We start from the raw sequence: 12,956 nt of genomic DNA, 5'->3' as shown, positions 1-12,956 counted from the left end.
CCGCCTACGAGAAACGCTCCATCGCGATCTCCTCGAACCTGCACCCGGCCGGCTTTGATGCGCTCATGCCCAAAACCCTCGCGACGGCGACCGTTGACCGGCTGTTGCACCACGCGCACGTCTGCCAAACCACGGGCGAATCGATCCGGCTCACTCAAGCCCTCGCCGGGAAGGGAGTCACCGCAATGACCTGACCGGAGTACGACCGCTTCATGGCCGATGCCACCGAGTCCCTCGTGGGCAGATCTGTTGGCCATGAGTGGGCAGTTTTCGTGGCCACCAGCGGGCATTTCTGCTGGCCGCCCACGGGCAGTTCCAAATGGCCATTGACACCACTCCGCGCATCTCGAAGCCCCGGCATCCAAACGTCCGTGAGGTTGCCGATGACGTCCGCGCCGTCGGCGGCGAAGTGCTATTCGATGTGATGACGCACGCTCGGCAGCTGCCTACGACCAATCGCACCGACTTCTACGACGAGTGGGAGCTTTGGGGTGGTTCGGGGCGGGGTCTTGACACTCCGGCGATGCGGCTCGAGCATGTCGAGCGAGTGTTTGGCTACCAGGTTGGGCTTGGGGTTCCGCTGCTCACACCGACCCTGGTGCTCAGTTCGCCGACTTCGCCGGAGGCGAACCAGGTGCTTGAGACCGCCACCCTGGCTCGGGGCCTGGATCCCTCAGCGTGGCAGTCGCTGGCTGGAACTCACAGCTTCTGGGCGGGGGGCCCGGAACTCGACGCTTTCGTTGGCACCCTCGCCGGGCTTCGGGCGACGACGTGGGTGCTCACACTTGCTAACCAGGTGCTGATCGACGGGGTGCCCGATTTCAGCAACTCTGAGGCCCACGTTGGGCTGGCGCGAACTATTCATTCGCTCTCGTTGCGTTCGCGAGTGATTCTGGCCTACTCCGACTATGCGGGACTGCCCGCCATTGCTGCAGGCGCGGACACACTCGGTAGCGGTTGGGATCGAGGTCAACGGTGCTTCGACCCGCAGACTTTCCGAGTCGACTCCAATCCTGGCCCTCGCATTCCGGCTTCCTACGTCACGCAAGGAGGGCTTCATGCGGTGTTGCGCCGAGACATGGCCGAAGCAGTGGAACGTTGGAATCCGGCGCGCGCTTCGGCAATCCGAGGTGGACCGATGCCTCCCAGCGACAACATAGAGCGCGCGCACCACCTCTCTCAATTGAGCGAGGTTGTTCGTGCTGTGGCAGCAATCACCGACCGGCAAGATCGCGTCGCCAATATGCGTGCTCGATATGGGACCGCCGCCGATGCCTTCGAAGAGATCATGCAGAACGTGCCGAGAGTGGTCCGCCAGCAGGACAAGCGTGCGTGGTGCGAGGACCCCGACGGGATAGTCGCCGCCTACGCAGAGGCCGAGGGCCTCTAGTGTCTCGGCTGCGCAGCAGTGACGGTCGAGGCGATGGTGCTGGCGAGTTGCTCTGACAGAGCCAGGCGACGACCTGGATCTGGCCGGCCAATCACCGGCCGGACGAGCCAGGAGTCGCCGATTGCCAGACCGATCCGCATCGCTCGGAACTGTGACTTGACTGCCTCAACGTCGGATGGCTCTAGCAGGATGACGCCAACAGCATCTGCCCACGATGCGTAGCGGAAGGCCTGCGAAAGCCCCTGCCTCCAGTCATGCACTTTCGCCTCGAGCGCGTACGCTCGGCCGATCGGATCGAGCCCGTCGGCCCGCCGATACCCCCGCCCAGAGTGCTGCGCCGCCCTCGCGCGCGCGAGTGTTCGCAGACGGCTGAGGGTCTGGCGTTCCGTTACCCCGAGCGTGCGTCCTAGAGGCTCCGGTGTGCGCGTTGCACGTGGTGAAAGCCGAGCGAGCAAAGCACTGTCGGCTTCTGAGGTAACGAACGGGATGTCGGTGGCAATCCTCTCCGCGAAACGGTCGCCCACGCGAGTGACAGCGAGAAGATCGACGACGCCGCGGGCTCCGCGAAACTCGGGGGCGAGGACGATGCCCTGTTCAGCACCCGGCAGTCGGAGGGCGAGCGATCTAAGCGCAGGATCAAGCTCCCGCTCGCGGATCGGCGAGAATCGTTGGCCGCGTTGGGCGGACTCACCCAACTCGACTAGCGCATGACTCTCGAGGAACACTCGATCAGCGTAGCCGCGCGCTAATGGGTCAGTGCGGCGGGTGTGGAGCGGACTCGGTACGAGTGCCGCGGACGGGGTCACGTCAGCCTCCTCCGGTCCCTCTCAGGAAGCGTGCTGCGGCTCGTCGGCCACACGGCGGTCGGCGGCATAGCGTCGCGCGGCTTCCCACCAGTAGTTGTCGCGGATCCGGTACAGCAGGGTACGTTCACCGGGGACGCGTCCGACGAACTCGAGGAAGTGTGCGTCGCGGAGCTTGTGGATCAGTGGGTGGACGATGCTTCCCAGCAGCCCGGTCGCTTCGACGATCTGCTTGGGTGAGAAGGTGTCGCCTTCGAGGGCGGCGATCTCTATGACGACAGCGTTCATGTAGCTGTTTCCGAAGAACAGCCGCGACTCCGCTGGTGCGATCGGCTCCACTATCGTCATGCCCCGAGTTTCGCATACGTCACCGACGTCCGGCACGTGCGCGAAGGTGATTCCGAGCCGACTTCCTTCCCGGTGTTGTCTATCTGACGTACACAACTTGATTCTGGTCGTTTCGAGAGTACAGTGAATGTGACGTTCACTAGAACGTACGTCACGTAGTACGTAATACTCCGATTCGCAAGAGCGATTCGGTATCACGCGAGTTACGTATTTGTGGTGGTTTCGTGCAAGGCGATAGCGGGATTGCGCTCCCTCGTGGATCCGGTCGCGTTCGTGGAATGAGGTGCGAGTCGTCGCCGACAGCGGGCGGCTACGTGCAGGGGCCTGTTGGTGTTCGTTCGTTCGATCGGGATCAGACCAGCCGAGTGTCCGATCGCTGTGGAGGGGTGCACTCGCGGGTCCTGGATGCGATCGTCGGACCCGGAGTCGAGCTTCGTGCGCATGCTGCTGCGATTGGGGGCCGTCGCGCTCGACGTGGCCCGTCTGCACGGACGTGGCCGATGCGCTCGGAACCCGTCGGGCAAAGCTGGGCTGGACGCTGATCACTCGAAGAAGGCTCGCGCCGAGGCGCATCGGGTAGCCATGGACGTCTCTGAGGTGGAAGCATGCGCCAAACGCTGCGGACAGACCCCTCGCGACGTGCGGCTTATGCCACACCTGACGCAGCGGCTGTCTCACCCACGATGGCTCGCCGTGCCGCGCGGCGCGACGCGTGCAGGCGGGCTGCAAACGTGGATGCCGTGAGCGTCGCGACAAGCCATACTGCGAGTGTCATCCCTGCCCCCGATCCGGCGAGCTGTGACCCGAATACCGCATCGCGCGCGAGTTTCATCACGATCGAGAGTGGCAGAGCATCCGACATCGACTGCAGGATCCCTGGCGCCGTCGCGAGTGGTGCGTAGAGCGATGCGGCGATGACCTGAACGATCCCCAGCCCGACGACCACGACCCATGCCCTGCGCCCGAACACAGCGTGGATCCCCTGCAGTACCGCGGTCAGCACGATCGCTCCGGGGATGATCACCCCCAGCAGCGCTCCCGCACCCGAGCCTGTCGCGCCGGCCGCCAGGAGCGCCAGCCACAGCACGAAGCCGGCCGTGGCCGCGATTGCTGCGCGCGGAGCGAATCCCAGCAGCACCACTCGCAGCGTCGATCCGCCCGATGCGAGCGCCCATTCGGGCACCGCGGGCCGGCGCTGGAACATCAGCGCGATGGCGATCCACAGCGCGACCCCGACACCGAGTGCCGCAAAGGCGGTACGGCCCGCAGCATCCTGCCCGATCGCGTCGATCGATGTCGGTGAGGCGACCGCCTCGGCGAGCTCGACCGCGGCGTCTTCTCCGTAGGTCGGCACGGCTTCCTCGAGCTCGGCGAGCCCGCCGGCGAGCGAGTCGGCGCCGTCGGCGAGCGACACCGCTCCCGCGCTCAGATCGGATGCCCCCTGCGAGAGCGAACCGGTGCTCGACGAGAGCTCCGCCATGGCTTCCGCGAGCGACACCGCACCCGCGGTCACCGACCCGGTCCCTGTCGCGCTCGACGCGGCGCCGTCGGCGAGTGACGCGGCGCCGACGGCCGAGGCTCCCAGTGCGTCGGTGATGCCGGCTGCCGCTGCCGCGGTGCCCGAGGACGCCTGCGCCGCTCCCGTACTCGCCTGCGCCGCCGCCGCGACCTGGGCGCAGTAGGCTGCTCCCGCGGTGGGTGGGCACGCGTTCGCGAGCGTGGCGAGTGCCGTTGTGACCCCTGCCGATGCCGATGCCGATGCCTCCGCGGCGGGAATGAGCGTCGACGACGAACTCGATGACAGTGCGGACAGGCTTGCGGCAAGACTCGATGCGCCGTCGGAGACCCCGGTCGCCCCGTCCTGCGCCGATGCCGCGCCGTCCGCGAGTGACCACGCGCCGTCTTGCGCAGCCTGCGTGCCCGAGGCGACCTGAGCGGCGCCGTCGGCAAGCGACGCCGACGCGTCCGCGATGTCGCCTGCCGCATCCGCCAACGCCACCGCACCCTCGCGTGACTCGCCGACTGCGTCTGAGATCCCGTCGTACGAGAGAAGCAGGCCCTCCAGATAGGTCGACGTGAAGTCGTCGTCGAACACCTGTGTCGATGCCGTCGTCACCTCGGTGGCGACACGGGCGGCAACCGGACTCGTGGGGGCGTCGGTCTCGAGGGTGATCGATGCCGTATCCGGCGTTCCTTCTCTGAGACCCGAGATGGTCTCGGAGAAGGTCTCGGGGATCGTCACCACGGCGGCGTACTCCTCGAGCGACACATCGGCGGCTTCGCCGTCGATGATCGTCCACGCGAGCAGGCTGTCCGACCCATGGGTGATCTCGGCCGCAAGCAACCGGCCGGCCGCGATCGTCTGCTCATCGTCGCCTTCGCCCACGGTTACCGGCTCGTCGAGGTTCACCAGCGCGACCGGCACGGCGTCTGTGGCGCTCGCCCGGTTCGACAGAGAGCCGATCAAGAATCCGGCGATGACGAGCATGACGATCGCGACAGCGGTCGTCGCGATCAGGGTTCTGTTGAACGTGCTCATCGAGCATGCACTCCTTCGACGACGTCGGCGGTATCGCCGGTGAAGGGCTGGCCGCCGCGTGCGGCGAGCAGGACTGTGGGAACTGAGCAGGCCCACGCGGCGCGCTCTAGCGCACCCGACTCGGCGGGCGAGAGACCGACATCGAGGTCGTCCACGACGAGCAGGTTCGCGCCCGCCGCCTCGGCGAGTGCGAGGTCGAGGAGTCTCTTGTCGAGGGGCGTCCAGTCCCTGCGCGCGGCCGGCACGCCGGCATCCGTCAGGATCTGGGCTCTCCGCGCTTGTGACCGGTCGCGGACACCGCGAGCGACGAGGTATCGGCGCACCACTGCATCGGCTGTCGCGCTCGGCGGGACGGTGTCGGCGAACGGGACGGCGGTGGCGAGCGCTACTTCGCGACGTGCGCGCCCCCGCCCTGCCGGCATCGCCTGGCCCAGAACGACGAGTCCCTCGGGTGCGGTGGTGCGACCTGCGATGGCCGCAGTGATGAGGTGCCGCGTATCGTCGTCGGCCTCGGCGTACCAGCCGCGCTCGCCGGGACGTACGTCCAGTGGTGGGTGCGCGCATTTCACCGCGCGCTCGCCTTCGGTCTCCGCGATCTCGCGCGCGTGCAGATCAGCCTCGACGGCTGCACCCTCGACATCGAGGTGCGGCAGACGCCGATCGAGCCAGGCAGGCAGCCACCAGGCACGGTCGCCGAGCAGATAGAGGATCGAGCGGGCGAGGCTCATCCGCACGATGAACGCGTCGACGAACACGCCGACCGCGAGGCCGATCGCGAGGGGTTTGACTGCCGCCGATCCGTGCGGGATGAACGCGACGAACACGGCGATCATGATGATTCCGGCGGCGTTGACGACGAGCTGGCTCTGCCGGTATCCCTCGTCGATGGCACGGACCGCGTCGCCGGTGCGGATGTATTCCTCTCTGATGCGCGCGACGAGGAACACCTCGTAGTCCATCGATAGGCCGAACAGGACGGAGATCATCATGATCGGGAAGAAGCTGATCACCGGACCGAGCGCCTGCACGTTCAAGAGGTCCGCGAACCATCCCCAGCTGTAGATCGCGCTGACCACCCCGAAGGCAGCGCTCGCGGACAGCACGAACCCGAAGGTGGCCTTGAGGGGGATCGCGATCGAGCGGAACACGAGAAGCGACAGCAGGAAGGACAGCCCGACGACGATGATCGCGAACGGCACGAGCGCGGCGGTGAGCCGCTCGGACGTGTCGATCGAGACCGCTGTGATGCCGGTGACGGTCACATCGCTGACGTCGTGCTCCTCCTCGATCGAGGACGCGTCCTCGCGCAGCTCGTGCACGAAGTCGACCGTGCGCTGATCGCCCTGCGGATGCTCGGGGATCACTCGGAACAGGGCCAGGTCGGCATCCGGATTGGGGGTTGCGCGTGTGACGGCGGCGACACCCTCCCGGGCCAGCAGGTCGGCTTCGATCGCGTCGACCGTGCCGAGCGGGTCGGTCGAGGTGATGATGTCTGCGGTGACGATCAACGGTGCGTTGTAGCCGGGCCCGAACTCCTCGGCGATCAGGTCGTACGTGTCCCGAGCGGGAGTGCCCGGATTGGCGCTGCCGTTGTCGGTGAGAGCGAGTCGCAGGTCGGCAGCGGGGATGAGGAGGGCGAGCAGCACGCCCGAGGCGACGATGATCGTCATGACCGGATGGCGTTTGGTGATGCCGACCCATGTGCGGCTCAGCCGCGAGGGAGCCTTCTCGGATGCGGCACGCTTCGGGCGCAGCTTCTCGCCGAACGCCGAGAGGAGTGCGGGGAGGAACGTGAGGGTGGCGAGCATCGCTGTGGCCACGGTGGCCGCGGCCGCCAGACCCATGATGCTCAGGAACGGAATGCCCGCGACGCTGAGTGCCGTGAGGGCGATGATGACCGTGACGCCGGCGAAGGCGACGGCGGAGCCTGCGGTTGCCGTGGCGCGGCCGACCGCCTCGCGGACGGCGACTCCGTGGGAGAGCTCATAGCGGTGCCGAGAGAGGATGAAAAGGCCGTAGTCGATGCCGACTGCCAAGCCGATCATCAGGGCGAGACTCGGGGTCGCGGTCGACACGGGCGTGAGCGCTGCGACGATGAGGATGCCCGCGAACGAGATGCCGACGCCGACGATCGACATCAGGAGCGGTATGCCGGCCGCCAGCGCGGATCCGAAGGTCACGAGCAGGACGAAGAACGCGATCACGATGCCCACCGCCTCGATGGGACTGAGGCCCACGCCGCGCGAGGTGAACGCCTGGCCCCCGACGTCGAGCGTCACGTCGTCGACGGCCGCGGCATCCTGCAGCTCGGCGAGCGTCTCTTGCGGCAGGTCGCTGAGCGCTACGTCGAACTGCACGGTGACCAGAGCGAACTGCCGATTCCCCGAGATGGAGTACACGCTCTCGAACGGGTCGTCGGCGTCGGCGACCAGGTCGACGTCCCGCACTCTGTCGAGAGCATCGTCGACCTGCTCTCGATAGGGAGCGGTGTCGATCAGCTCGCCTTCGGGAGCGCCGAAGACGAGCTGCGCGCTCGCTCCGCTCGCTTGCGGGAACCGCTCCTCCAGGGTGTCGATGCCCTCCTGGGAAGGCGAGCCGGGGATGGAGAAGTCGTCTTCGAGCGATCCGCCCCACGCGACCGCGGAGGCTCCGAGCGCGACCAGCAGAACGATCCAGGCGGCGATCACCCAGCGCGCGTTGCGGGCGCAGAACATTCCCACGCGGTACAGCAAGCTCGACACGGCGCTCCTTCGGTAGGGGTCGCAGTCGCGCGGCCGACTCCTATCCAATCCGTGTGCGGCACGAGTCGATGACCGATTCCGCACATCCTCACGCCCCGTGAACCAAGACTTGACAAAGCCCTGACATTCGCGGTCGTGACGACCCCGAGACTGGTGGCTACCCCTACCAGGTCACCAGGAACTCGGTTCCCGCGCGACCCGCCACGCTTGCGGCGTCCGCGGAGTTCACACCGCCCGCGAACGACCCCGCCCCCACCGCGATCGAGGCCCCGATTCGCGGGGCGAGGCGCGCGGCGATGCTCAGCCCGAGTCCGGTGCCGACCGGGCGCGCGTTCGCGTACCGTGCGCGCAGGACGCCGCGGTCGAAGACATGAGCGAGGTCGTCGGGGGCGAGTCCGGGCCCGTTGTCCGCGACGCGGATCACCCGGCCGGCCACGGCGATGCGCACTGCGCCGCCTTCCGGCGTCACCCGCAGCGCGTTCTCGATCAGACCGTCGACCAGCTGGCGCGCGCGCCGCCCGTCGGTCTCGACCACGGCGGACGGCGACTCCGCAGCGAGTCCCAGCTCGACACCGAGTCCGCTCGCATGCCCGAGCCACGCCCGGTGCGCCGCGCGCGCGACATCGGCAAGGTCGACGCGAGAGAGTTCGATCGTGAAATCGTCGGCCTCGAGCCGCGCGAGCTCGAGCAGATCATCGACGAAACTGCTCAGGCGCGCCGCCTCGCTCTCAATCACCGCCCCGGCGGCATCCGCGTCGACGACACCGTCAACGAGCGCCTCGCCATACCCGCGGATCGCCGTCAACGGCGTACGCAGCTCGTGCGATATCGACAGCAGGAACTCCCGCTGACGCCCCTCGCTCGCCGCAAGCGCTTCGTCCAGCGCGGTGAGCGCGTCCGCGACGCTGTGCACCTCGGGGATCTCGGACGCCGGAAGCCCGACACTGCGCTCACCCGCAGCGAGGCGGTCAGCGGCTGCCGCGGTCTGCACGAGCGGACGCGTAATGCGGCGTGCGAGAACGGCTGCGGCAAGGACCGCGCCCAACAACCCGAGTAGGAGCACGGGGATGACTCGCTGGATGAGTTCGCGGCTCGCGTTTGCGAGGACATAGTCGGTGCGAGCGAGCACGAGCCCCTCGCCCGCGATGAGTTCACCCTCGAGGATGACCGGCTCGCTCGGTCGCAGCTGCACATCCGACACATCGCCCGCGGCTCGGAGCCGCGCGATCAGCTCGTCGTCGATCACAGTGGTCGCTGTGCCCGAGACCGCCCCGTCCGCATCGATGACCGCCCACATGGCACCCGTTTGATCGGCCCATGCGATGGCCGACTGACGCGCGAGCTGTGGATCATCGGAGGCGGCCACCAGGGCGAGCTGGCTGACCAACTCGGCTCGAGTCTGCTCCTGGATCGTGGAGCGCAACAACTGGAGGGTGAGCACCGCGGCCACGATTGCGACGACGGCCGTCGCACTGACGACGAGCGCCGTGATGCGAGCCGCGAGCGACCACGCGCGGCGTGACCGCCCGTCAGAGGCCGGCGGCATACCCGATCCCGCGCACGGTGCGGATCGGCGAGTGCGCACCGAGCTTCGCTCGCAACTGCGCAACGTGCACGTCGACGGTTCGCCCCGACGCGTACTCGACCTGCCCCCACACCGCCGCGAGCAACTGCGCTCGCGTGAAGACGCGTCCAGGTTGCTCGACCAGTACACGGAGCAGATCAAACTCCTTCATCGTAAGCTCCACCGGCTGGTCGCTTACGGTCACCGATCGCCGAACCGGGTCGACACGGATGCCGGCGAACTCCAGGATGGGCGCGGGCACCACGAGGTTCGCGCGGCGCAGGAGTGCCTTCACGCGCGCGACGAGTTCGCGAGGGGAGAAAGGCTTCGTGAGGTAGTCGTCGGCACCGAGTTCGAGGCCCAGGAGCCGGTCGATCTCGTCGGTGTGCGCCGTCACGAAGATCACCGGGGTCCAATCGCCCCCTGCGCGCATGCGTCGGCACAGCTCGATGCCGTCGATGCCGGGCAGGGCGACGTCGAGAATCACGACCGACGGGCTCATCCGCGTGATCGCATCCCACGCGCGCGCCCCGTCCGCCTCGACATGCACGCCGTACCCCGCGCGGGTCAGGTAGACCCGCTCCAGTTCGGCAATCGAGCGGTCATCCTCCGCCACGATCACGACGCCGCGCACGTCATCCATGCTCCCATCCAACCTCATCGCACCGCATTCGCACCCACAGGCCCGGCCGCGCCGGCACGAATCATCGATCCCGAACCCTGACGTGACAATCCCCTGACAATGTCGGGAGAGCATCCTCATATCGGCGACAGAACGCCATGACGAAGGAGAAGACGGATGCCGCACAGCGCGCCACACCAGCGGCAACCGCCGGAGGCTCCGGCCGCAATGCCCGCAACGGCCGGAGCGACGTGGCTGCGGCGCTCCGCGCTCGCGCTCGCGGCGACGTGTGCGCTGTGGTCGGTCGGGCTCGTCGGGTGGCCGGATGCTGCGTCCGCGGTCGACACCGCGCAGCGCGAAATCAGCGGGTTCGCGGAGCTCCCGCCCGGCCTGGACGGCACCGGAGTCGTCGTCGCGATCGTCGATACCGGCGTCGACCTCGAGCATCCGATGCTCGCCGACCGCCTCGTCGCGGGGTGGGACTTCGTCGACCAGGAGGCATCTCCCGACGATCTCAACGGCCACGGCACCCATGTCGCCGGTGTGGTGTCCGGCAGCACCGGTATGGCCGCCGGCGCGTCGATCATGCCCGTGCGGGTGCTCGACGCCGAGGGCGCCGGCAGCCAGGAGATGATCGCTTCGGGCATCCGGTGGGCGGCAGACCACGGCGCGCAGGTGATCAATCTGTCGCTCGGCGACTCGGGACGGCTGGACCGCATCCGCAAGGACGGCCCGATCGCCGCCGCGATCCGCGAGGTCTCGGATCACGCGGTGGTCGTTGCCGCGGCCGGAAACGACTCGCAGTACGAGCAGGTGTTCCGGGTGGGCGTTCCCGCGCTCGTCGTCGTCGCTGTGGATGACACCGGCCTCCCGGCGACATTCACCAACATCGGCGACTCGCGGGCGATCGCGGCACCCGGTGTCGAGGTGGCCTCAACCGCGCCGCACGAACCTACCAGTCTGTTCCCGAACGGGACGGGCGGCATCGCGACGCTCAGCGGCACGTCGATGGCTGCCCCGTTCGTGAGCGCGGCAGCGGCCGTGCTCATCCAAGCAGGCGCCGCACCCTCCGAGGTCGTCGAGCTCATACAGGCGACCGCACAGCCGACCGATGATCCTCGCGCTGGTGCCGGGATACTCGACGCGGCGGCTGCGGTGGGTGCGGTGCCGTCCACTCCGGTCACGGTGCCCTCATCCTCGGCAACGTCGTCGGCGCCGACGACGGACGGGTCTGTGATCATCGCCGCGGCCAAGGACGAGCCCGACCGCGGGGAGTGGCTCTTCGCCGTCGTCATCGGCCTGTTCGTCGTGCTCGCCCTCACCGCGGTGATCGCCGCGGCATACGCAGTGCGGCGGAGGTGATACGGATGCGCCGACGAACCTGGATCCTCCTGGCCGCGACACTCATCACGGTGGTTGGGGCACTCGCTATCGGCGAGGGTGTGGCGCGAGCATCCGTGTCCTCGCGGCTCGCAGAATCGGCACCCGATGGCGTCGCCGTCGCTCCCGCGGGACTTGTGCTCTGGGGCCTCGTATCCGGGTCGATGCCGGTGACCCTCACAGTCGACGCAGACACGTTGCAGAGAGCGATCGCCGGGAACCTGCCGGAAGGACAGGAGGATGCCGACATCCGAGACATTCGCATCGACGAGTACATCTACATCGACCTGGTGCGGGAGTCACCGATCGGCGAGGTACCGATCGAGGTCGCGGTACGTCCCGCGGTCTCCGATGGCACCCTGACGACACAGATCGTTTCGGTGACCGCTAGCGGGTTCGAACTTCCCGTCTCGGTGCTCGACGGCGTCTCACTTTCACCCGGGTCGGGACTGGTCAACTCGGGATGCCTCGCCCTGCGGGACGCCCGCGTCGAGGACGACACTGTCGTGCTCACCGCCGACGCGCGGCGCGGCTGTTAGCGAGATCCCGGACTCCTCCCGCATGTACCCGCTCTTTGACGCGTACTCTCGGTCGCCGATGCCCCTCTCCCAGCACATCGGCGACCGTCAGTCAGGCGTCATTCAACCCCCTCCCGCACCATCTGGCCGCGGGAGCAACGACCACCACCGACCTTCAGGAGAAGCCATGACCACCCCCGCTCCCGCGCCGATCATCTCGGCACGTGACCTCCATAAGTCCTACGGCAGGAGACCGAACCGGTTCGAGGCGCTCAAAGGGGTCAGCTTCCAGATCCGCGAAGGCGAGTCCGTCGCGATCGTCGGCAAGTCCGGGTCCGGCAAATCCACTCTGATGCACATGCTCGCCCTGCTCGATGCCCCCGACACCGGCACGCTCCACCTCGAGGGCGTCGACACCCGTACGCTGGGCGGCGCGAAGCTGAACCGCACCCGCAACGCGACCTTCGGGTTTGTTTTCCAGCAGTTCTTCCTCACCGGCAGCAACTCGGTGCTGGAGAACGTGATCTTGCCGATGAAGATCGCCGGCGTCGGTCGCGCCGAACGCAAGCGCCGCGGTATCGGCGCGCTGGAGCAGCTCGAGCTGGCTGACAAAGTCAAGAACAAGGCGTTGAACCTCTCCGGTGGGCAGAAGCAGCGTGCGGTGATCGCCCGTGCCTGGTGAACAACCCGCGGATCATCTTTGCCGACGAGCCGACCGGAAACCTCGACTCGCACACCGGTTCGGTGGTCGAGGACATCCGATTCACCCTGAACCGGGAGAACGGCATCACCCTGATTGTCGTCACCCACGACGAAGACCTCGCCGCCCGGTGCGACCGCCGCATCCTCATCCGCGACGGCGAGATCGTCGAAGACACCGCAAACGAAGTCGCGGCGTGAATACCGCAGACCTGATCGGCACCGCCGTCACCAACACGTTCCGCTCGAAAGCCCGGTCGATCCTGACGATCCTGGCGATCTTCGTGGGCGCTTTTACGGCGCTTCTGACATGTCCGTGGGTGTTTTCGGAGTGCCGTGATGGCCGCACGCC

11 protein-coding genes are annotated in these 12,956 nt (G+C 67.6%); 6 read left to right on the top strand and 5 right to left on the bottom strand.

The features are described from left to right. Both QZV81_RS02865 and QZV81_RS02860 read left to right on the top strand, forming a co-directional pair. A partial coding sequence (locus QZV81_RS02865) for an ATP-binding protein (protein ID WP_292832197.1) occupies positions 1-194 on the top strand: 194 nt, incomplete at its 5' end. A gap of 125 nt (positions 195-319) precedes the next feature. Continuing rightward, entirely contained in the window at positions 320-1,390 is a 1,071-nt protein-coding gene (locus tag QZV81_RS02860) for a hypothetical protein (RefSeq protein WP_292832194.1), read from the top strand. A gap of 827 nt (positions 1,391-2,217) precedes the next feature. Here QZV81_RS02860 and QZV81_RS02855 read toward each other — a convergent pair. The 5 genes from QZV81_RS02855 to QZV81_RS02835 all read right to left on the bottom strand — a co-directional run bounded on the left by QZV81_RS02855 (position 2,218) and on the right by QZV81_RS02835 (position 10,028). Continuing rightward, positions 2,218-2,541, bottom strand: coding sequence for a hypothetical protein (locus QZV81_RS02855; RefSeq protein ID WP_292832191.1), 324 nt, complete (start codon positions 2,539-2,541; stop codon positions 2,218-2,220). A gap of 646 nt (positions 2,542-3,187) precedes the next feature. Then, positions 3,188-5,080, bottom strand: a complete 1,893-nt coding sequence (locus tag QZV81_RS02850; protein WP_292832188.1) for a hypothetical protein — start codon at positions 5,078-5,080, stop codon at positions 3,188-3,190. Beyond that, a complete protein-coding gene (locus QZV81_RS02845) occupies positions 5,077-7,821 on the bottom strand; it encodes an MMPL family transporter (RefSeq protein WP_292832185.1) in 2,745 nt (914 codons plus the stop codon). The genes QZV81_RS02850 and QZV81_RS02845 overlap by 4 nt, the downstream gene beginning before the upstream one ends. 163 nt (positions 7,822-7,984) lie before the next feature. Next, positions 7,985-9,367 (bottom strand): HAMP domain-containing sensor histidine kinase, encoded by a 1,383-nt coding sequence (locus tag QZV81_RS02840; protein ID WP_292832182.1) that lies wholly within the window; start codon positions 9,365-9,367, stop codon positions 7,985-7,987. Further along, positions 9,351-10,028 carry a response regulator transcription factor gene (locus QZV81_RS02835; protein WP_292832179.1) on the bottom strand — a complete coding sequence of 226 codons (678 nt, stop codon included), beginning with the start codon at positions 10,026-10,028 and terminating at the stop codon, positions 9,351-9,353. Before QZV81_RS02835 ends, QZV81_RS02840 begins: the two co-directional genes overlap by 17 nt. 207 nt (positions 10,029-10,235) lie before the next feature. Between QZV81_RS02835 and QZV81_RS02830 the strand changes: the two genes are divergently transcribed. From QZV81_RS02830 to QZV81_RS10520, 4 genes are all read left to right on the top strand, one after another. Beyond that, complete coding sequence (locus QZV81_RS02830) at positions 10,236-11,369, top strand: S8 family serine peptidase (protein ID WP_292832176.1); 1,134 nt, start codon at positions 10,236-10,238, stop codon at positions 11,367-11,369. Between the two features lie 5 nt (positions 11,370-11,374). After that, positions 11,375-11,926 (top strand): hypothetical protein, encoded by a 552-nt coding sequence (locus QZV81_RS02825; protein ID WP_292832173.1) that lies wholly within the window; start codon positions 11,375-11,377, stop codon positions 11,924-11,926. Between the two features lie 166 nt (positions 11,927-12,092). Beyond that, positions 12,093-12,587 carry an ATP-binding cassette domain-containing protein gene (locus QZV81_RS02820; RefSeq protein WP_363331580.1) on the top strand — a complete coding sequence of 165 codons (495 nt, stop codon included), beginning with the start codon at positions 12,093-12,095 and terminating at the stop codon, positions 12,585-12,587. Continuing rightward, on the top strand, positions 12,584-12,805 hold the full coding sequence (locus QZV81_RS10520; protein WP_363331579.1) for a hypothetical protein: 222 nt from the start codon (positions 12,584-12,586) through the stop codon (positions 12,803-12,805). Before QZV81_RS02820 ends, QZV81_RS10520 begins: the two co-directional genes overlap by 4 nt. The last annotated feature ends 151 nt before the right edge of the window (positions 12,806-12,956 follow it).

The organism is Microbacterium sp., assembly GCF_011620665.1.
Classification (GTDB): domain Bacteria; phylum Actinomycetota; class Actinomycetes; order Actinomycetales; family Microbacteriaceae; genus Microbacterium.
The sequence above is the reverse complement of the archived record's forward strand: the minus strand, read 5'-3'. Positions and strand labels throughout refer to the sequence as shown.